Here is a 22,280-nt window from a genome sequence, read left to right as displayed (position 1 = left end):
TTTTCTTTAGGAGCTTAATCCCGCTATTCATTACAATTTTTTTATGGTCAAACCTTTCAGGATTTGACCATAAAAAGGATTTTCATTACTATCGGGGCTAGGACATCAGTCTTCATTACTCAAATGATCAAAAACTATATTTTCAGAAATAATTAGATCTTTTATAAAATATAAATAGATTATTACAACTCATTTTTATGATAAATAAAAAAGTAAATAACGTTCGTGAAGCACTGCAAGGAATTGAAGATGGCATGACCATAATGTTAGGTGGTTTCGGTTTATGTGGTATTCCAGAGAACAGTATCGCTGAATTGGTACAAAAAGGAACTACAGATCTAACTTGTATTTCTAACAATGCGGGTGTCGATGATTTTGGTCTTGGATTACTTTTGCATAAGCGCCAAATCAAAAAAATGATTTCGTCTTATGTAGGTGAAAATGTTGAATTCGAACGTCAAATGCTTTCAGGAGAACTGGATGTCGAATTAACTCCACAAGGAACTTTAGCCGAAAAATGCCGTGCTGCACAAGCAGGAATTCCAGCATTTTTCACGCCGGCAGGTTATGGAACGGAAGTTGCTGAAGGAAAAGAAACACGCGAATTTAATGGAAAAATGCACGTAATGGAATTGGCTTTCAAAGCTGATTTCTCAATCGTAAAAGCATGGAAAGGTGACGAAGCTGGAAATCTCATTTTTAAAGGAACAGCCAGAAACTTCAACTCTTGTATGGCGGGAGCGGGCAAGATTACGATTGCAGAGGTAGAAGAATTATTACATGCTGGTTCGCTAGATCCTAATGAAATACACATTCCTGGAATCTTAGTTCAGCGCATCTTTCAAGGGGAGAAATTTGAAAAAAGAATTGAGCAACGCACAACTCGAAAAAGAGAATAATCATGGCTTTATACAAAATAGAGATAGCAAAACGCATAGCAAAAGAAGTTAAAGACCGCTATTATGTAAACTTAGGTATCGGAATCCCGACTTTGGTAGCTAACTATGTCCCTAAAGGGATTAACGTTGAGTTTCAAAGCGAAAATGGTGTTCTAGGAATGGGACCATTCCCGTTTGAAGGTGAAGAAGATGCTGACATTATCAATGCTGGAAAACAAACAATCACCACTTTACCAGGAGCTAGTTTTTTTGACTCTGCTTTCAGTTTCGGAATGATTCGCAGCCAGAAAGTAGATTTGACCATTCTTGGTGCCATGGAAGTAGCTGAAAATGGCGATATTGCCAACTGGAAAATTCCAGGGAAAATGGTAAAAGGAATGGGTGGCGCGATGGATTTAGTAGCTTCTGCCGAAAACATTATTGTTGCCATGATGCATGTTAACAAAGCAGGCGAATCTAAAATTCTTAAAAAATGTACGTTACCATTAACCGGTGTAGGTTGTGTGAAAAAAGTAGTTACTGAGTTAGCTGTTCTAGAAATAACTCCAAAAGGTTTTAAACTCTTAGAACGTGCGCCAGGTGTAACTGTAGAGCACATTATTGCTTCTACAGCGGCAGAATTAATTATTGAAGGGGAAACTCCAGAGATGATTATCGAGTAAAATAAAATTCAAAAACACAAAACCCGCAATTTCAATAGAATTGCGGGTTTTTATTTGAGTTTTGAGTTCTAAAAATTAAATTGCTATCCAAGATAAATATTTCTTCCGCCAGCATTGATTCCAGATGCAAAAACGATGTATTTAATATCGTTCCGTCACTTGAGGAGGTTGTGAATTTTGTAACCAAATTCTTGTAGCTAAGATAAAATTTCTTGTGGAACGAAAATGTGATTTAACCATAAAATTGGCAATTGCGCCAAACTGTTGGCAGATCGTGTCTTTTTTAACTCCCTAATTTTCCGTATTGTTGTCTTTCAGAGAAATACAAAACAATAACTTTCTTCCCTTTTTTGTATGGATAAAATAATTCATATACTCCATCGTGATTACTATATCTTAATTCGTCGCTATTTCCGCTAAAAATTTTATCTAAATATTCTCTTTCAACTTGAGTTGTTTGATAAAGATAGTGTCTTTTGTTTGGTAAAATAGTGTCTTTAGCTTTTTCATAGTTACTTTGGTTAAATCCTAAATAGACTGGTGAGCCATTTATACTATCTTTAACTAATAAATTTACACTTGGAAAATTTTTGTCAGTTTTAGAATATATTTCTAAAATATTACTTGTTTGATTTATATATTTTTTATTGAACTCATAGTTTACTAATTTCATGCTATTAACTTCGTTCTTTTCTAAAATTGATTGTGCTGATTGAATCAACATTTTTTCTTTTTTACTTGAAGTTAAATAATCTCCGCCAAATAATAATATACCAATTATAGGAAAAATGGAGAAAAGAATTAAATAAGTTCTTTTATACGATTTTGTGTTTTCATCTTCTCTGTTTTTGATTTCTGCAATTCTTGTAAGATTGAACATTACATTTATAATTAGTGAACCAGACATTAAAGCTAGAATTCCCAAAACACTTAAATAGAAAGTTTCGGTCATGTTTTCTCTAAAAACTTTTAAACCGAAAACTTCAATTGTAATAAATGTAAAGACCCAATAAACTAAAAGTATAATTGCTGAAATTCCAATTATATTGCTCAATTTTACTAAATGTTTTGGTGTCATAATTTATAAGTGTTTATTTAATTCGTTAATTTTTAAGATTTTGATGATCTGTCTGCCAACTAAAATATTAATCACAATAAGTATTTAACTAAAGACTTTATCTTGTATTACTCAGTCAGCAGGAAAAATCTACTGACTAAGCAACCTCTAGCCTTTCCTTCTATTTAAAAGGAACTTTTACAATAACAGTCTCACCTCTTCCTTTTGTATTGGCAATACTTTGTATGGTCCATAAATCAAGAAGATTGTCGCCATCAATAATGCTTCCGCTATAATCTCCCCATGCCACACCGTCTGTGGCTCCTTTTCCTTCTCCTACACTCACGATTTTTCTTGTTTTTCCTAAGCTGTCTTTGCCTTTTCTAAAGGCAAATCGTGGACTGATAAATGAGTTTTCATTTACTTCCTGAAACCCAATCAATACATCATTCTTTTTATTTACGGCAATTGTTGTCTGTATATAATTAGTTACATCACTTTTAATCAATCCTGTTTGGATTATTTCACCCGTAGTTGCATTGATTTGATGCCATTGCACTGCCGAACGTCCTTCGCAATTTACAGCTTGCGAAAACCAAATACTTCCGTTTTGATATACTACATTTTTAGGATTGCGATCGCCGCTGGAAACTTTTTGCTCCGTACCTTTTTGCGGAGATTGCGGAGGATAATTCATGTATTTTAAACCATGCGGTTTACGGGACACAACAAGGCAATACGGCTTTCCATTTGCATCTTCAGATACTTTTCGGATTACAAACTCATCCTTTTCGATAGCAAAAAAATACAAATCATCAATGGCATCTTGCACAAAAACGGGATGTCCTAAACTCCCTTTAAAATGATAAATAGTGGCTGGTTTTCCTGCTTTGGCCTCAGCCATACGCAAAACAAAAGTATTTTCTACTCCTCCAGGATAAGAATAACCGATCCATTTTTTACTGTAGCCAATGCCGCCGCCATCTACTTCTTCGGTACGTGAAACGGGGTAAGTATTCCAAGCTCCGGTTGGGTTACTCGTTTCAGAAACAGAAATATTTACCGGTTTTGTTTTGGCTTTGTCGTAATACCACCACAAATCAAAAAGGAATACCTTATTGTGAATGTCAAAAGCTAATTTTGGGTCGATCCCGTCATTAAAACATTTTTGGGAAACACCTTGAACAAATTCCCCTTTTTTATTGAAAATCATAAGTCCGCTATTGGTTCCTTCCATCACATAGCCACCGCCTACAGCCACTTGCGGATCTACTTGCCTGTTCCCGTCCATGGAGCCATTAAAAACTTGATAGCCATTTATCATTTTAGGATCACCTCCTTGTTTGCGCTCAGGACATTGGTTGCCATTATTAAAATCTACTTTGTGTATTGGTTTTACAATCTCAGTATTTGAAGGACGTATTGTATCGGTACTTATTTGAGCATTAAGTTGCATAAATAGCACTAATGACAAAGCAGTAAAAGAGATGTTTTTTATCATATAAGTTTAAGTTTTTAAAATTCTAAAAAAATAACCTCAATCCCAAAAAAAGGATTGAGGTTATTTTAAATAATCAGACTGTATTATTTTACAATAAGTTTGGTGTTAAAAAAATTATTTCCGTTAATGATTTTTGAAAAGTAAATACCTGTAGGAACATTAAGTAAAATCTCGTTTATTCCCTCCTTTAGAGTAGCATTTGCAATCAATTTTCCTTGATTATTATAAACTAATAATGTCGCATTGTTCCATTCTGCTTGTATTTGGATTTTTAAAGGAGTGTCTCTTTTTAAAGGGGTTGGATATAGTAACGGCGTTTTTTTAGCCATAACTTGATGATCTTCCAGTGAAAGACTAGAGGCGTTTTGACTCAATACCAACTGTCCCAGATTTATTACATTAAGCCCATTAGAAAAAGTAATTGCGGCACTTGTTCCTGATCCTGTTCTGGAATCACCAGTGTCCAACGCAGTTCCCCATGTTGCACCAAAATCATTGCTGTTCCTTTTATACAATTTATAGGTACTTGCCTCATTTGACGAGGTGTTAAGCACATTATCAGTAAAAGTCAAAGCTGTCAGTGCTCCAAATGTTTGGGAGCTTCCATAATTATTCACAGCCCAATACGTGTTGAAATTCAACAAATTATCTGGCGCAACATCTGGATTTATAGTCGATTTTGAAACCCAAATATCCCCATTAGGCAGTGAACTATTAGGAAAAGTCATAGACAATCCTGTTGTGGAAAAGTTTTTTTCTCCGCCCGAAGTAACGTTTATTTTCTCACTTAAACCACCAAATACTGGAGCCGTAGAACTAACATGGCTATAGGTAGATCCTTTATATGTTAAATAATCATTTCCAACCTTGTTTAAAGATATCGAACCCACGTCTTCATTAAACTGATAATAGGCCACTAATCCTGTTAGAATTGGATCTCCGGCAGTGCTTTTGGTTAAATGCCTCCATTTTCTGATTTCGTCAGTTGATAAAGCCCTGTTCCATAAACATACTTCGTCTATTTCTAAATTAGCAAGACGATTGTTGTATCCTTTTCCATAAGTACCTAAAAACACTCTTGTAAAAGCTTCTGTATCAATAGTTCCTGTAAAACTGCTCGCAACACCATTAACGTATAGGGTTACGCCTGTACCGTTACTAACCATTGCAACATGAGACCATTGACCTGGAGGTGCAATTAATCCCGAACTCCACCACCATTTAGGATGAAATCCAAGGGTATTATTACCGCCTAAAAAATTCATTCCAAAGCCATTTGGAGAATCTTGGCTCATAAAAACAGCGCTGTAATCAGTTTGAATTCCGTTTGGTTTTATCCAGCAAGAGAATGTCATAGAATTAGTACTGAGGCTTAGATTTGAAATATCCAGGTAGTCCTGTCCCGTTGCCCCCTTTAGATTTGCAGCTTTTCCAGGAATTGTTTCTGGCGTCGAGGTTCCGCATTGGTTCAAGACCTCAACAATTCCAATTATGGTTTGGGTATCGGTTCCATAAGCGTCTGTTACTGTAAGTGAAGCATTGTATTTGCCATTTGGAGCATTGGCATAGGAAACTTCAGGATTTTCAAGTGTTGATGTTGCTGGTGTTCCTCCAGGAAAACTCCATGACCAAGTAGCACTTGCGTTACGAACGGTTGAATAGTCTTTGAACTGTACTTTCTCAACCTGAGAACAGCTTATTTTACTTTTACTCGCAGAAATTTGTGCTTTTGGTGGAGAAATTTCATATAATTCATGCTCAAAAGCACCTCTTGACGTACCTATTTTCAGCTTGTTTTCATTATAATTAATAAACATAAATCGAACGTCTGTTTGCGGTAATCCGTTCCCAAGCATAACCCAATTAGGCATAGCATTATTTCTATAATAAATACCGCTTTTATTCCCTACATATACTCCTCCATTAGAACCTCTTTGAAATACAATTTTTGTATTAGGATGGTTTGTTAAAAGGGGCTGTGTAAGATTGTCCCATGCAGGAGTGGCTGTGTCTGCATTATTGGTTTTTAACACCTTACAAACTGATTGCACGCCACTGTAAGTAATCCAAACCTGACTTGGGTCAACATCACTAACGGCGATATCAGACATGTTTGTCATATTACTACTAGCTGCAAGAGAGGGCGTTATATTAGTCCAAGTTACACCAGCATCTGAAGTACGCCATAATTTATTGTTAGTTAATCCTTCAATAACATACATGTATTTTGGGTTGGTCATGCATATTTTTTCCCTGAAAACCGTACTATTAAAAGTTTTAACAATAGCAATACTGTTACCGTTGTCTTCGGTTTTTATAAGTGAGTTTTTCCAGGTTGCCAGATTAGCGTTTCCGGTTGGATATTGTCCTGCATGGTGCGTAATCATTGAATAGTAATAATTAGGATGGAATTCCATTGAATTAAAATAGGCATAAATCCCTCCATTATCCAGAAAATTAGATTCGTTGATTAAAGTATGGACTCCTGTTCTAAAATACCTGTAATTGCTGTATCCATTGCTGTAAATATACCGGTCATCCAGCGGATTTACGTCAGTATTTCCTTGATCTGCGCCGGTTCCATTATACCATTCAAATCCATTACCCGCTTCTTTAATCATTACCGGCCCATGATTGGCACCTCCGGCTACAAGATTTGTTTTAAAAGCCGAACCAAAGCCCCATAATTCATGATTACTGATGCTGTTTGTGATAGTAGTATTTGTAGCGCCTCCGTCTAAAGAAAGTACAGATTCTCCATCTGAACCTATCAACACCCTGCCGTTTATCATATCAATAGATCGAAGGTCTGAATGCTGTTCGGTTGCACTCTTCGTAAATGTAGCTCCATTATTTGTCGAATAATAATTAACTTTATGACTATAAGCCCCAAAAACTAATTTACTTTCATCATTTCTATCCATGGCAATATCTCCATGATGCACCTGATCCGGAAAAGTTCCAGAAATCATATTAACCCTTTTCAACTCTTGCGTACCCGTGCTTGCATTTAGTTTGTAAAACTGTACCGCCTCATGACGATAGGAATCAGTTCCAGTTCCCATAGCAACGTAAATGGAAGTCGCATTATTAGACGGAAGCAACAATTTAGCCCAACCAATCACCTGACCTGTGGCGGCGGCATCTAAAGTTATAGTTGACAAAACGCTAAAACTTTGTCCTGAATTAGTAGAACGGTAAACTGTTGAAACGTTATTATTTGTGGTACTAATAAAATAAACAGTCGAGCTGTTTGTAGTACTCCAATCCAGCATTTCACTATTTACAGAACAATCACCAACTAGGTAATAATTTGGCAAACCGCTTACGATACTTGTCCAAGTGGTTCCCCCATCGGTTGTTCTGTATATTTTATCACCCCATCTAGCAACTACTGTATTTGGGTCTGATGGAGAAACAGCAATATCAAAAGCTGTTCCCGTATAACTTGCATTGGTTAATGTTGTAGCAGTCCAGTTCAATCCTCCGTCTATAGATTTAATAAGTTGTTTACTACTCAAAGCATATACCGTATTTGGGCTGCTGGTACATATATCAATATCGAGATACTTTTCATCTGGAAAATTAGAATCGGTTAATGTCCAATTGGTTCCTCCATCTGCTGTTACCCAAAGTCCTCCCATCAAAAATGACACAAACATCTTTTGGGGATTGGTAGGGTCAATTCTATTGAGAAACACATACCCACCATGATTTCCTTTACCAGAGTAGTTTGTCGTAGCACTATTTACAGGTCCTAGTAGACTCCAGCTTCCAATGGTTTTAGTTGTTGTCCCCGAGAATGTATTATTGAGTCCAATATTCGCTCTTGAGGCATCAAACGGTGGCGGCGATTGTACCAAACCCTTATTATCCAAATAAAAGATATTTTGTTTAATCCAGGTTTCGCCCAATTCCCTAGGTTTGCTTTCTTCCCATTTATGGTTACCGAAATAGGTATCAAATTTGTCTTTAATTTTAAAATAATTTGCTCCTGGTTTCATTTCCTTAAACCAAGCTTGGCTTTTATGCTTTAATTCGTAGGCCCTATCTTCCTCCTTTTCTTCTCCTTTTTGAGAATAGGATAAATTCATTACTAAAAGTAACGAGGCTAGTAGTGTTTTTTTCATAATTTAAATTTATAAGTTAAGCAACTTGTAATTTAGTGATTGGTTAATTAGGTAATAGTTTCATTTTATTAATATCAAAAGTGAGGTTAAATCCTTTGACAAATGAATTAAGTCAATTAAGTAAGTCGAAAGTATAAAGGCCATAAAGTCAAAAGGGAAAATATTGTGAATAACACCTTAAAATCAACCTTTTGCATCGTTTATATCTAATTTTAAAATACGATATTATACGATGTTTACTACTTATACAGTTTGATCATTGCGCTAAATTTCAAATATAAAATTTAATATTCAGCTAATTTATGGCATCTAAAATCCTGCTCTCTTGAATCTATCAAGAAAGTATCCTTAAAAAAAAAGACATCATCATAAATTAATAAGATGATGTCTTTTAAACCAAAACAATAATATTTAGCTGTGCAATGCACTGTGAACTCAGACTTATGAGTTGGATTCTAGCCAAAGAAAACTACTTCTTTTAAGTATTTACTATTTTTTTCGTCTGAAAAATCATACAAAGCATTATATGTTTTGCAAAATAAAAAGTACGCGATTCTCAGGCTCATTTTAATATAGACTTTCAGATAGTAGAGTTTTTTTAGTTAAAAAAAATTCTTTTCAGCACAACCGTTCTGAGGTAAGAATCTGTTTTCTATGTGTTTACTTTAAGACATAAGGACTTACTTCACTTAAAGCAGTATACCCAGCACCACCATCGTTATAACCAGTTTTTATAATCGTTTTGAAATATCGAAAAGTTTCCGTTTTTTGAAACGCAACTGACTGAGGTGCAGCGCCACTACCAAGAGTAAATTCTCCAAGTGTTCTCCAATTCACATTATCATCACTAACCTCTAGTTCTATAAGTTTGACAGCCCGAGCAGCACCAGGTTGACGCTGTGCAAATTCGATACCGTTCACTTTCTGCGCAGTTTTCATATCTACAGTAATATAATGCGGAAAAGTTGGTGCGGTAGCGCAAGTCCAGCAAGAATGCCAAAAGGTATCTAATTTTCCGTCTATAATAAGTGATGCAAACCCATTCGTCCCTTCACCAGTACTTTCTTGTGTACTAAAATTGATAACGGTCCAGTTGGTTTTTGTATAGTTACTTGGTACCCCAATTGCTTCGTTAACAGCGTAGATGACTGTTTTTACTTCAGGATTGATAGTATAGCCAGAAGCATCAACGATACTAAAAGCGATTAAATAATTACTATCCTTCTCAAACTTTTCAGGATTATATACAAGTTCCAAAGAATTAGAATATTCCTTTCCTTTTGGAATAGTTAGTTTCATATTGCTTATAGCATAAGAATCCGCAGGAAATGGTTTGTATTTTTTTTGTCCGTTAATTTCTCGAATCGCGTTTATACTATCTAATACTCTGTCGTTAATGGAGTAAGTTACATCAATATCAGAAGCAGGAAGCCCTAAAGATCCAATTGCCGCATTAAACGAAACAGTGTCCTGTGGTAAGTAATTTCCTTCTTGAATAGAATATGTTTTTAATGTTTGAATGCCATTTCTGGCTTTCGCAGTATAAACAAAAGCACCTTCTTTAGAATTGGACAACTCTTCATAGGAAGGAGTATCTTTCTCACAAGAATATAGGCCAAATACGAGTAATAACGTAGTGTAGATTAAATATCTTTTTTTCATTTTTAAAATAGTATTAAGTTCTAATAACCTGGAAATTGTACCAGTTTTTTGTTTCTATCCATTTCATTTTGACCATATGGCATAAAGTAATATTTACGTTGCCATACTGCTCTAGAAAAACTAACTGTTCTTTTATGAAAATCAGGATCAGATAATGTGCTTCCTTTGCTCATATCCATACCGTAAAAAGCACCTCCTTGGTTTGACCCTGGCTGATCTGCAATTTTCCAACGGCGAACATCAAAATAACGTTGTCCCTCAAAGCTTAATTCGATTCGTCTCTCATGACGAATTTCGTTACGCATTTCAGACTGAGTAAGTCCTGACGCAAGAGCTGGTAATCCAGCACGGGTTTTTATCTTGTTCAAGTAGTTCAGGATATCTGGATTTCCTGGACTTGACTCGTTTAAAGCTTCGGCATAGTTAAGGTACAACTCCGCTAATCGAATAAGCATTGCTGGTCTAGCTACATTCACAGCAGGACTTAAACTAAAAGTAGGATGAATGTTTTTTCTACTAGTATAACCAGTTTTTGGCCAATCTCGAGGAGATCCTGATTTACCAGAAGTACCACTAGCAAAAAACTCTACACGAGCATTATTCGCACCCGACTTTGCAGCTCCTGGATTAAGAGCACCATTGAAAGTGATTTGGGCGTAAAATCTAGGTTCTCTATTGGTGTACATTACGTTAGTTCCAGCTACATAATACGGTGTAGTTGTAGCTGCATAAGTAGTTTCGTTATAGGTGGTGCTTTCTGTAATCTTTTTACCGTCAGCCATTCTATACTCATCTACTAGGCTTTGTACTACAGCTATACCGTTATAAGCCGTTCCTGCCGTAGATCTTGGAGAAGAATGTATTTCCCAGCTCCATACATTACTTGAAGGTCTCATCCATATTCCTTCGGTTCTCCAGCCATCCCAATATAAATTGCGACAAGACAAAAAGCCAGCTCTAAAAGGATTAGCATCTGCTACTTTGAACAAACTTTTACCGTTGCTTTCAGCAATGTCAATAGCTTCTTTTGCTTTTTCTGTAGCTTTTAACCATCTATTTGCATCGTAAACTTGATTAAATAAGACAGTGCCATCCAAATTTTTAAAATCAGCTAATTCTGAATTACCATTAAAAAGTGGGCTGGCATGGTAGAGCAAAATTTGAGATTCTAATGCTGTAGCTATAATTTTATTGATTCTACCTATTTTGGTTCCATCTACCGTGGTTCCATCCAAATAATAATCTACAGGAAGCTCTGATTTTGCCTTTTCGATTTCGGATAAAACAAAGTTTACGCATTCGTCCCACGTACTTCTTGGTATTTGAAAATCATCCCCTGGTTGTGCAGATACTAACGGTGCTATCGCAACCGGACCTAACTGCTTCATCATAGTCCAGTAGTAATAAGCTCTTAAAAATCGCGCTTCAGCCTTATAGTGCTTAATGATTTCTGCTCCGTTGGCTTGTGCTAAAATTTCTTGGTTTCCATCTACACGCTCCAAGAAAATGGTAGCTAGTCTAATTTTTTCATAGAGTGCGATAAAATTTGAAGGTGTTCCGTCTGCCGTTATAGCACCACTGTTCATGTCTGGGTTCATCCAATTGCTGGCGTCAGATTCATCTGTAACAATACCGTATTGATAATTGTAAGGTTGATCCCAAATATCTGGAATATTAGAAAATAAACCTGCCCACCATCTCTCTGTTTGCCCTCTATTAGTAAAAATTTTATCTACAGAAAGTAGATTATCAGGTTGGCTGTCAAAATAATCTTTTTCGCATGCTACAAAGAGTGCCGACAAAAAGACGCAAAATGTTATTAATTTTATTTTGTTAATTTTTTTCATAGTCATATTTATTGAAAATTAAAACGTACACCTACATTGTACACACTTATATTAGGATATGCGGCACCCCTTCCATCACCAAGCTCTGGGTCCCAGTATTTCCAAGGTGAAACTGTAAATAAATTAGTTCCGCTCAGAAATATTCTCAGCTTTTGAATAGCGTATCTATCTAAAAAACTATTATCCTTGAAAGTATAACCTAATTCAGCTTGTTTTAATCTTATGTAATCAGCTCTTTTAATCCAGTGCGTACTGGTATAATAGTTAGTAGTCTGATCTTGATTTGTAGATAATCGTGGATAAAACGCATTCGGATTAGGGTTTTCTAGTGTCCATCTGTCATTAATTGTAGTGTACATATTACCATAACTTGCCCCTTGAGAGAATGGGGTAGTTCCAAAACCTCCAGCATAATTAAAATCTACCATAGCAGTACCTTGGAAGAATAAACTAATATCAAAACCTTTATAACCTCCACCAAAGTTTAAACCATAAACGATACGTGGTGTGCTTCCGTAACCTATAGCGGTCTGGTCACTACTATTAATAACTCCATCTCCGTTTAGATCCTTATAGCGTAAATCGCCTGGTCGTACATCGCCTGATTGCTTTGCAGCATTCTGAATTTGGTCTTCACTCTCAAAGAAACCTTGAGATATGTAACCAAAACGTTGACTAATAGATTGACCTATTCTATTTAGGTATGGGTATTTCCACTCCGGTAGTCCATCAAATACAGCTTTATTTTTGTTGTAATTAAAAGTACCTTTAAAAGTGAAGAAATCTGTTTTATTCCAGTTCTTATTGTAGTCAAGAGTTATATCTATCCCTTTATTATTTGTTTTTCCTACGTTGTTGTAAGGTATATTACCTATTGTAAATCCAGAAATGTATGGAATCACATAATTAGGGAGTAAAATTCCTTCTCTCTTTTCCTGAAAAAGTTCAACAGTAAGTCCTAAATCATTATTAAGGAATTTAAGCTCAACACCTAAATTCTGTCTGTATGAGGTTTCCCATCGTACATCACCACCTATTCGTGACTCATTATATCCAGTAAAAGATTGCTGCGAGCCAGGAGCACCAAAGGTATAACCGCCGCTATCACCAATTGTAGTAAGATATAAAAATCTTAAATTTGGATTACTTACCGCTGCGTTTCCTGAAAGTCCATAACTATAGCGTAATTTGAATAGTGAAACTATATCTGCAAGAGGTTCAAAAAATTTCTCATTAGAAACAATCCATCCTGCTCCAAAAGAAGGAAAGAACCCGTAGCGTTCACTTTCTACAAAGTTATCTGAACCCGAATAAGAAAAGTTGGCCTCTGCAAAATATTTACTAGCATATCCGTAAGTTGCTCGTCCTACGAAATTACGTTGTCTATATGGAATAGCGGCTTTATAACTATCAACACGTGAAGATGCATCTTTATAATCAGATTGATTAAACAATAACAATCCAGATACATCGTGCTCACCAAATCGCTGAGCATAATTTAGTGCTGATTCTACGTACAATCTTTTATCTCCAAAGCGTGTAAGTCCAAAGCCCAATTGGTCTGATCCAGGAGATGAAATTTCAGTTATTAAATTTCCATTAGCGTCACGACCTGTTGCAAAATAAGTTTGTAAAGTTCTTGATCTGGTTAAATTAGAACTATTATTAATATCATAAGCAAACATTGCTGTTGCACTTAACCCATCTAAAAGTACATCTAGATCTTGTGTTAATCTTAGATTAGTTCGTACCGTGTTACTAGACTGATTAGTTACACCAGACTGAGTTAAAGCCATATATGGGCTTTGTAATGCTCCTTTAATTTGCGGCCATTGTCCGTTACTGTATTGGGCAGGCATGGTATGCGGAGCTGAAGCTGTAGCAAGTCCAAAAATTTCATTCACTCCGAATGCTGGTCGGTTGTAATCGGTAATATAACCGTTCAAACCAAAATCTAATTTCGTCTTTGATGTAATTTTTAAGTTCAAATTACTAGTAAAATTAAACCTGTTCAGCTTTAATTGAGAACTGTATGAATCGATATTTTCTGTTTTAAACAAACCAGTCTCTCCGTAATAACCTGCCGAAAGATAATAGTTTGCAGATTCAGAACCTCCATTAACATTGACTGTAACCCTATCGTTGTTAGCATATTTATTAAACAAAACATCATACCAATTAACATTAGGATACAAATCTGGGTCGATACCGCTTTCATGCAATCCTATACGTTCTTCGCTATAGAATGGTGTTCTTCCTCTCATCTGAAGCCCTTCATTATATAACCTCATAAAAGATGGACCATCAACAAACTCAGGGAGTTCGGTGAATTTTGTTACTCCATGATTGTATTCTGCATTAATGGTTGGCTTGCCAATTTTACCAGTCTTAGTGTTAATCAAAATAACACCATTGGCTCCTCTTGTTCCATAAACCGCTGTAGCTGTTGCATCTTTAAGTACTGTAAAACTTTCAATATCTTCAGGATCAATATTGTCTATACTTCGATCCGGAACACCATCAACAACCAATAAAGGGGATTGTGGACTACTCGCAAATGTACCAATACCTCTAATGAATAAATCAGCTCCTGCAGCTCCAGGTCCGCCTCCTCTCTGGGTGGCAACAACTCCCGCTACCCTTCCAGCTATTGCAGCAGTAAGGCTCCCAGTAGGATTTCTCAAATCTTTTGCTGAAATAGTAGCTTGAGAACCAACTACACTTTGCTTTTTTTGTTTTCCGTAACCTACAATAACTACTTCTTCCAAAGTCGAAGAACTATCTTCGAGCAGAATGCTTACAGAAGACTGTCCTTTTAAAGGATATTCTTTAGTTTTAAAACCAATATAAGAAATCACTAAAACAGCATCTTTTTTGTCTACTGAAATAGAAAAATTCCCTTCGAAATCGGTTTGTACTCCATTAGTTTTACCCTTTTCAACAATATTAGCACCGAGTACCGGCGCACCGTTACTATCCGTAACCTTCCCTGTAATAATGATCTTTTGAAAATCAATTTTTTTAACTCCTTCATTATAGTTAACTGTAATTAGAGAATTAGCAGTTAACTCTTCGGTGTTTGCAAAAGCCGACATGTTTAATAACACAACACATAACATCGTTGACTTTTTTAATGTCCAAGGAACTAATCTCTTTTTCTCCTTAAACATTCTAGACTCTAACGAGTGTAAATTTTGTTTCATAAAATTGGTTTAGTTAATAGTTAATAAATGGTATATAATAATAGCTCTTATTTAGAGTTTCTTTTGGATTAGCTGTAACGTTATGGTTAATAAAAATCGCAATCAGCTAATAAAATTTGTATTTCAAGAATTTCGTGTTGTTTTTCGATTGTTTATATTGTTTATCCAAACTCCTTTACAAAGAATAATTTGTGTTCCCTATTCAATAGTTTAACCGTAAATTCTTCTCTAGAAGTCCAAAATATTTAACAAAAATTTAAGTTTGCTTAACTCTTTTTTAACTTTGACGAAACTATACATTAAATTTTAATAAAACAATAAAAAATCATAAAAAATGTGCACGAACACAAAATTATTTATTTTTTTTATTTAAAAAAAGAAAAACCTTATTTTTACTGGTAAAATCATACGTTTTGTGCAAACAATAAAAGAAAGGATTTTCTTGAAAAAAACCCAGTTAACAATATGGCATACCTCTAATACCAATTAAACTTAGAATTTACTGCAATCCATTTTTTAAACTTAAATGAACTTATATGCCTTATATGGTTTACATTTCTCACCATATAAGACATAAAAGTTCATTTAAGAAGGTGTGATTGTTCAAGCTTATTACAGTAAAAACAAAGCTGAAATGGTATAAAATACTCTTCAAAAACAAAAAACCACGAATTTCAAAATAGAAATTCGTGGTTTTTAACACCTCAACAAAGTTAGCTTTACTTTAAAAAAACCAACTCGCCACAAAAATAGCTGTAATCACACAAATCACATCAACCAGAAGCATCGCTCCTAAAGCATATCGGCTGTTTTTAACATTTATTGAACCAAAGTAAACCGCAATCACATAAAAAGTACTTTCGGCACTACATTGAAAAATACTGCTTAATCTAGCCGTTAGAGAATCTGCACCAAAAGTATTCATCGAATCGATCAAAAATCCTCTTGAACCTGCTGAACTAAACGGACGCAATAATGCAACTGGCAATGCATCTGTAATTTGTTTGTTTACACCCATATTCGAAAAGAAAAAGGCAATACCATCACTTATAATTTCGAACAAACCACTATTTCTAAACAACGAAATTGCAACTAACATTCCTAATACGTAAGGGAAAATAGTAACTCCTGTTTTCACACCATTGTTAGCTCCTACTACAAAAGCATCATATACAGTAGTATCAGCCTCACCAAACTTCTTCTCGTTTATAAATGAAAAAATCAAAGTGAAAGCAATAATTCCAACCAATATTAAAGCGGAAAGATTAGAGGTAAAATAGTTTTTTCCGACTAAATCTAAATGACTCACATACATCAACAAACCAATAATTCCAGCTATCAAGGCCATTAATACAGCCACTAAGGAAGCACTTTTAAAATTGATTTTTTGTTTAACTCCAACAATTAAAAAAGCAGCAATCGTACCAATAAAAGAAGTAATAATACAAGGTAACATGACATCAGCAGGATTACTAGCATTTGCAGCAGCACGATACCCAATAATTGACGTAGCTATCAAAGTAAGTCCTGAGGCATGCAAACACATAAACATAATCTGCGCATCACTGGCTTTGTCTTTGTCAGGATTTATTTCTTGCAGGCTCTCCATCGCTTTAAGTCCAAAAGGAGTTGCAGCCGAATCTAATCCCAAGAAATTGGCAGCAAAGTTCAATGTCATATACGATATAGAGGGGTGATTTTTGGGAATGCTCGGAAATACTTTTACAAAAACCGGACTCAATGCTTTAGCTAATTTACCAGATGCACCTGAAATAATTAAAAGTTCCATTAGTCCGCAGAAAAAAGCTAAATAGGCAATCAACGGAATAATTAAATCTAGTAAAGTACTTTTACAAGTGGGCAATAATCCATCAGATTTTTGAACACCGCTGTAAATTTTAACGGTTTTATTTTTAAACACATAAGTGGTATCAGCATTATTGGTATCCATGTCCACAATCAAAGTTTGATCAGGCGCTTTCATGATACTATCTTTAATAAAAGCAGGAAGTTGCTCAATGTATTTTTCCGAAACTAAAATCGGATCGTCCTTTTTTCCATTCAAAACATGATCAATGGTATAAGTGTTCCCAATGAATAAACTAAAAACGACAAAAACAATTGACGAAATAAAAATAACCAACCAAAATCTGCTTAATACCATAATCTATAATTTTTGTAAATGTAAAAAATCAATAAAAACTGCAATACCGAATATCAATTGCTAAAACTAATATTTATTTTTGAACTTGTACCTGAAATCAATTATTTAAACATGAATAATCTCCTCCTCGATCAACAAATCCTCACGACGTAATCTCAAGAAAATTTGTGCTACAGCGATAGTGTCTTTTTCACAATAGTTTACAATGCGATCAATGTCTTTTTCTACATAAAAAACGTGACCTACTTGACTGCCATCGATATCACCTTTTGGAGAAGGAATTCCTAGAATTTTAGTGAGTAATTTTAGTGAAGTATAGTGCTTGTAGTCGCCAAATTTCCATAGCTCTAATGTATCTAAATGTGGAATTTCCCAAGGTTTTTTACCAAATAAATTTAGTTTATTAGGAATGGCGATTTGGTTGATAATCATGCGCCGAGCCAGAAACGGAATGTCAAATTCCTTAGCATTATGTCCACATAAAACATGTTGTGGTTGATTGAAATGATTGTTTAGCAAATTATTAAAATCAAGCAATAATTTCTTTTCATCACCAAAAAAAGAAGTGACTCTGAAGTTTCGAATATCCCCTTTTATGGTAAAATATCCCACCGAAATACAAACAATTTTTCCAAACTCAGCCCAAATTCCAGCTCGATCATAAAAATCTTCGGCTGTAAATTCGTCTTTACGCTGGTATTGGGTTTTGTGTTCCCAAAGTTCTTTCATTTCTGAATCCAAAGCATTAAAATCTTCGGCTTCCGGAACGGTTTCGATGTCAAGAAATAGAATGTTGTTAAGGTGGATTTTTTCTATCATAGTGATGGAACGCAGATGACGCGGATTTTACAGATTAAAACGGATTTCTTTTCTATGTAAATCGAAAGAATTAAATACGAATTTAAAAAATTATATCACTTTTAGTATTTATTCTAAAACAAACTTTGTTGCATCGTTGGGTTTTCATGTTCCAGCAACCATTTCTTACGCCATAATTCCCCTGCGTAACCAGTCAAAGAACCATCAGATCCAATAATACGGTGACAAGGAACTACAATCCAAAGTGGATTTTTTCCATTGGCAGAAGCCACAGCTCGAATGGCTTTGACATCTCCTAAAATCTTAGATTGTTCTAAATAAGTTCTTGTTTTACCAAAAGGGACTTCGAGTAAACCTTTCCAAACTTTCTTTTGAAAATCAGTACCTTTCGGATTTAATTTGAAATTAAAATCAATTCTTTTTCGTTCGAAATATTCATTAAGCTGAGTAACAGCTTCTTGTAAAACTACAGGAATAGTCTCTGAAATTTTACCTTCATCTGATATGGAAATTAGCGAAATACCATTTTCATCACCTATGATTTTGGCTACACCTAAAGGCGTTTTGATGTGAGTTGTTTCCATATTTTAAAGATAAAAAAATTAATAAGGAATTAAACAAATCTTCAAAAAATAATATTAATCCGTTTCATCAAGTTCAAAAATATCGTTAACGGATTTCCCGAATAATTTTGCCATTTTCAAGGCTAAAACAGTAGATGGAACATATTTTCCTGTTTCAATTGCATTGATAGTTTGCCGACTTACACCAATTTTATCAGCCAATCCTGCTTGCGTAATATTAGCTATCGCTCTTTGTACTTTGACATTATTCTTCATCTCCTGCAAGGGTATTATTTTGGAAAAGCATCCAATGAAAACGAATTATAAAAATTAATAATAAGGTAAACATATTATAAACCATTATATTAAAAAACGGAAGCCCATAAATAAAAAGTATACAAAATAGCAAACAAGCATAATTCACGTAAGTTGCCCAAACCAAACTTTCCAATCGTATTTTGGAAACCATTTCGTCCTCGGTTTTTTCTTTTGAAAAAGCAAATATAATCCCGCTCAGTATCAACACAACTCCAATTATTTCTGGAAAAATGTCATCATTAATCCAAGCTAAACTTTTAGTTGAAAGACCTTCATCATAAAGTATTGCAAAAACATTTATTTCTAACTTAATTGTTTCGGCGTCTTTATTAATTATTGGAACAAAAATTAGTCCCAATAATGAAAGTAGGAAAACAATCCCACTAACATTTTTAAACGAATTCGGAAATAAATAATTAGTTTTCATAATAATAAATTTAAAATTAAATTCAAATGTAAAGTTTTCTTTATAAAAAGACAAGAAAACTTTACATTTGAATTCATAAAAAAATCCACAAGAATTAAATTCATATGGATTTTTTTAAATTTTTATATAAAAACTACTTCAAACTAGAGTAAACATAAGCTTCTAATGCGCTTAATTCTTCATCTGACATCGCTTTAGTAATAGCAAAATTAGCTTTCATCACTTCGTATTGACTTGGATCCACAATTGGCTCTCCTTCTCCCTTAAGAAAAGTTACCATATTTGCATTTTTATCTTTGTAAATCTTAGCAATTTCTTGAATACTTGGCCCCACAACTTTCTTATCAAGCTGATGACAGGCTACACAATTTCCTTTGCCTTTGAAAATCTCTGCACCTAACTCTTCAGGAGTTTGCACAATCTCCTCAGTCGAAGTAGGATATAATGGTTCTTTTTTTGTTTCTTCTTTTTTACAAGAAGCCATGGCTAAAACAGCAAACAATAATAAGGTCTTTCTCATGTTAATTTCTTTAATTAAAATTATTTAAATTCCAAAATATATCAATCCATCCAATTGCTTGGTTGAATTTAACTTATCTTCAAATATACCTTAATTTTCTCTAAGAACCTCAATTTCTAATTTTTACGACTATTTCTTTTGTAAAAGTATCGCAGCTTCTTTGGCAAAATAAGTAGAAATCAAACTAGCTCCAGCTCTTTTGATACACATTAACTGCTCCATCATGATTTTATCGTGATCCAGCCAACCTCTTTCAGCTGCTGCTTTAATCATAGCATATTCTCCCGAAACATGAAAAACAGTAACTGGAACGTTCACTGCATTCTTAACTTCGCGAACGATATCTAAATAAGCAATTCCTGGTTTTACCATAACCATATCAGCACCTTCTTCAACATCCCACAAGGCTTCTTTAATAGCTTCAAGACGGTTAGAATAGTCCATTTGGTAGGTTTTTTTATCTTTTGGAACCACAACGTCAGATTCTCGTGGCGCGCTGTCTAACGCGTCTCTAAATGGTCCGTAAAAAGCAGATGCATATTTAGCGGAATAGCTCATGATACCCACATTTTGAAAACCTGCAACATCTAATCCTTGGCGCAAACGTAAAACACGCCCGTCCATCATATCAGATGGAGCAACAAAATCAGCTCCGGCCTCGGCATGAGAAACTGCCATTTTTACTAATGCTTCATTAGTGGAGTCATTTTCTATATCACCATTAGCAATAATTCCGTCATGACCGTATATAGAATATGGATCCAGTGCCACATCGGGCATTACAATCATTTCCGGGCAAGCCGCTTTGATTTCCTTGATGGCGCGCTGCATCAATCCATGTGGATTCCAAGCTTCTTTTCCTGTATTATCTTTTAAACTTTCGTCAACTTTTACGTAGATGTTTACGGCACGAATTCCTAAATCGAATAATTCTTTAACTTCTAAAACCGTTAAATCTACTGAACGACGAAAAATTCCGGGCATAGACGAAATTTCTACTTTGTAATTTTCACCTTCTGCGATGAACATTGGAAACATAAAATCACTTGGACTTAATGTGGTTTCGCGAACTAAAGAACGAATGGATTCGTTGACGCGTAATCTTCTACCTCTTTGTAATGGGAACATTTGATTTGTGATTTTAGATTAACGATTGCTGATTTATGATTTAAAACAAATAGGTGACCACAGAAAATCTGCAATCAAAAATCGTTAATCATCAATCTGCAATCCAATTTTTTGGATTTTCTAATACTTGTATTAATTTCTCTTCTTCGCTTCCTGTTTCTGGATTATGATCGTAAACCCACTGCACATGCGGCGGCAAACTCATCAAGATACTCTCGATTCGACCATTAGTTTTTAAACCAAATAAAGTGCCTTTGTCATGAACTAGGTTGAACTCGACATAACGACCACGACGAATTTCTTGCCATGTTTTTTGAGCGGCTGAATATGGTACATTTTTTCTTTTTTCTACCACGGGAACATAAGCTTCTAAGAAACTATTCCCCACTTCTGAAACAAAGTTGAACCAATTTTCCATTTTCATATCTTCGGTTTCTTTGCAGTAATCAAAAAACAACCCACCAATTCCTCTGGCTTCAAAACGGTGTGCATTCCAGAAATAAGTATCACATTGTTTTTTATATTTAGTATAAAATTCTGGATTGTGTTTATCACAGGCGGTTTTACAGGTCTGATGAAAATGAATTGCATCTTCTTCAAATAAGTAATAAGGCGTAAGATCTTGTCCGCCACCAAACCAGCTGTTGATTACATTTCCATGATCATCATACATTTCGAAATAGCGCCAGTTCGCGTGAACCGTTGGAACCATTGGACTTTTTGGATGAATAACTAAACTCAGTCCGCAAGCAAAAAAATCAGCTTCACCTACGTTGAATAGTTTTTGCATACTGTCTGGTAATTTCCCATGAACTGCTGAAATATTGACACCGCCTTTTTCAAATACGTTTCCGTTTTCAATTACACGAGTCCTTCCTCCACCGCCTTCTGGTCGTTCCCAAATGTCTTCACGGAATTTGGCTTCACCATCAACTGCTTCTAATCCTGCAACGATTTGATCTTGCAAGTTTTGTATGTATGCGTAAAATTTATTTTTCATTATAAACTGGCTTTTGCCAAAGCTATTTTATTAAATATTCCAAACGAAAATGTTTTACTCTCCGATTGAATATGCTCGTAAACTGCAATTGATTTTTTCCTTAAATCAAACGGATTTTCTTTTGAGAAAGCAACTAAAAAATCAGCAAATTGTTCTTGCTGATTAAAATCTAAATGCAATCTACGCAATAATTCTATTAATTCATTTTGATCAATAGCAATCAAAACTGGTGTCGTTAATCCGAAATTTTTTAACTGATAATCGATAAGACTCGTGTCTTCTATATTCCAGAATCTTGGAATAAAAACCAAAGAAAGCAAAGTCTTTAGCACATTGTCTATTCGTTCGCTTTCTTTATCTCTTAATCCTTTGTTTAACAT

At 34.9% G+C, this 22,280-nt stretch carries 17 protein-coding genes; 2 read left to right on the top strand and 15 right to left on the bottom strand.

Annotated elements, in window-relative coordinates; translation table 11 throughout:
• Positions 1-197: 197 nt before the first annotated feature.
• Together LNP27_RS04255 and LNP27_RS04250 are read left to right on the top strand one after the other, a co-directional pair.
• Positions 198-899, top strand: a complete 702-nt coding sequence (locus LNP27_RS04255; protein ID WP_229943277.1) for a CoA transferase subunit A — start codon at positions 198-200, stop codon at positions 897-899.
• A 2-nt stretch (positions 900-901) separates the two neighbouring features.
• Positions 902-1,561 carry a 3-oxoacid CoA-transferase subunit B gene (locus LNP27_RS04250; RefSeq protein WP_229943276.1) on the top strand — a complete coding sequence of 220 codons (660 nt, stop codon included), beginning with the start codon at positions 902-904 and terminating at the stop codon, positions 1,559-1,561.
• A gap of 283 nt (positions 1,562-1,844) precedes the next feature.
• On the opposite strand, the gene LNP27_RS04245 is transcribed toward LNP27_RS04250, so the two are convergent.
• The 15 genes from LNP27_RS04245 to LNP27_RS04175 form a co-directional block, all read right to left on the bottom strand.
• Positions 1,845-2,639 (bottom strand): hypothetical protein, encoded by a 795-nt coding sequence (locus tag LNP27_RS04245; RefSeq protein WP_229943275.1) that lies wholly within the window; start codon positions 2,637-2,639, stop codon positions 1,845-1,847.
• 160 nt (positions 2,640-2,799) lie between these two features.
• Positions 2,800-4,119: a hypothetical protein gene (locus LNP27_RS04240; protein ID WP_229943274.1), complete on the bottom strand. Its 1,320-nt coding sequence runs from the start codon at positions 4,117-4,119 to the stop codon at positions 2,800-2,802.
• Positions 4,120-4,202: 83 nt separating this feature from the next.
• The gene (locus tag LNP27_RS04235; RefSeq protein ID WP_229943273.1) at positions 4,203-8,249 is read right to left on the bottom strand and encodes a LamG-like jellyroll fold domain-containing protein; all 4,047 of its coding nucleotides are present in this window, start codon (positions 8,247-8,249) and stop codon (positions 4,203-4,205) included.
• 660 nt (positions 8,250-8,909) lie between these two features.
• The gene (locus LNP27_RS04230) at positions 8,910-9,911 is read right to left on the bottom strand and encodes a discoidin domain-containing protein (RefSeq protein WP_229943272.1); all 1,002 of its coding nucleotides are present in this window, start codon (positions 9,909-9,911) and stop codon (positions 8,910-8,912) included.
• Between the two features lie 20 nt (positions 9,912-9,931).
• Positions 9,932-11,758: a RagB/SusD family nutrient uptake outer membrane protein gene (locus LNP27_RS04225; RefSeq protein ID WP_229943271.1), complete on the bottom strand. Its 1,827-nt coding sequence runs from the start codon at positions 11,756-11,758 to the stop codon at positions 9,932-9,934.
• Positions 11,759-11,766: 8 nt separating this feature from the next.
• A complete protein-coding gene (locus LNP27_RS04220) occupies positions 11,767-14,961 on the bottom strand; it encodes a SusC/RagA family TonB-linked outer membrane protein (RefSeq protein WP_229943270.1) in 3,195 nt (1,064 codons plus the stop codon).
• A gap of 724 nt (positions 14,962-15,685) precedes the next feature.
• On the bottom strand, positions 15,686-17,125 hold the full coding sequence (locus LNP27_RS04215; RefSeq protein WP_229943269.1) for a nucleoside recognition domain-containing protein: 1,440 nt from the start codon (positions 17,123-17,125) through the stop codon (positions 15,686-15,688).
• Positions 17,126-17,230: 105 nt separating this feature from the next.
• Positions 17,231-17,944 (bottom strand): 3'-5' exonuclease, encoded by a 714-nt coding sequence (locus LNP27_RS04210; RefSeq protein WP_229943268.1) that lies wholly within the window; start codon positions 17,942-17,944, stop codon positions 17,231-17,233.
• Positions 17,945-18,057: 113 nt separating this feature from the next.
• Entirely contained in the window at positions 18,058-18,528 is a 471-nt protein-coding gene (locus LNP27_RS04205) for a methylated-DNA--[protein]-cysteine S-methyltransferase (RefSeq protein ID WP_229943267.1), read from the bottom strand.
• Between the two features lie 54 nt (positions 18,529-18,582).
• Positions 18,583-18,783, bottom strand: a complete 201-nt coding sequence (locus LNP27_RS04200) for a helix-turn-helix transcriptional regulator (protein WP_229943266.1) — start codon at positions 18,781-18,783, stop codon at positions 18,583-18,585.
• Complete coding sequence (locus LNP27_RS04195) at positions 18,773-19,252, bottom strand: hypothetical protein (RefSeq protein ID WP_229943265.1); 480 nt, start codon at positions 19,250-19,252, stop codon at positions 18,773-18,775. The genes LNP27_RS04200 and LNP27_RS04195 overlap by 11 nt, the downstream gene beginning before the upstream one ends.
• Before the next feature lie 133 nt (positions 19,253-19,385).
• The gene (locus tag LNP27_RS04190) at positions 19,386-19,772 is read right to left on the bottom strand and encodes a c-type cytochrome (RefSeq protein ID WP_229943264.1); all 387 of its coding nucleotides are present in this window, start codon (positions 19,770-19,772) and stop codon (positions 19,386-19,388) included.
• Between the two features lie 129 nt (positions 19,773-19,901).
• Positions 19,902-20,900 carry a porphobilinogen synthase gene (hemB, locus tag LNP27_RS04185; protein WP_229943263.1) on the bottom strand — a complete coding sequence of 333 codons (999 nt, stop codon included), beginning with the start codon at positions 20,898-20,900 and terminating at the stop codon, positions 19,902-19,904.
• 91 nt (positions 20,901-20,991) lie between these two features.
• Complete coding sequence (gene hemF, locus LNP27_RS04180) at positions 20,992-21,900, bottom strand: oxygen-dependent coproporphyrinogen oxidase (protein ID WP_229943262.1); 909 nt, start codon at positions 21,898-21,900, stop codon at positions 20,992-20,994.
• The gene (locus tag LNP27_RS04175; RefSeq protein ID WP_229943261.1) at positions 21,900-22,280 is read right to left on the bottom strand and encodes a hypothetical protein; all 381 of its coding nucleotides are present in this window, start codon (positions 22,278-22,280) and stop codon (positions 21,900-21,902) included. The genes hemF and LNP27_RS04175 overlap by 1 nt, the downstream gene beginning before the upstream one ends.

This window comes from Flavobacterium galactosidilyticum, assembly GCF_020911945.1.
Taxonomy (GTDB): Bacteria; Bacteroidota; Bacteroidia; order Flavobacteriales; family Flavobacteriaceae; genus Flavobacterium; species Flavobacterium galactosidilyticum.
The sequence above is the reverse complement of the archived record's forward strand: the minus strand, read 5'-3'. Positions and strand labels throughout refer to the sequence as shown.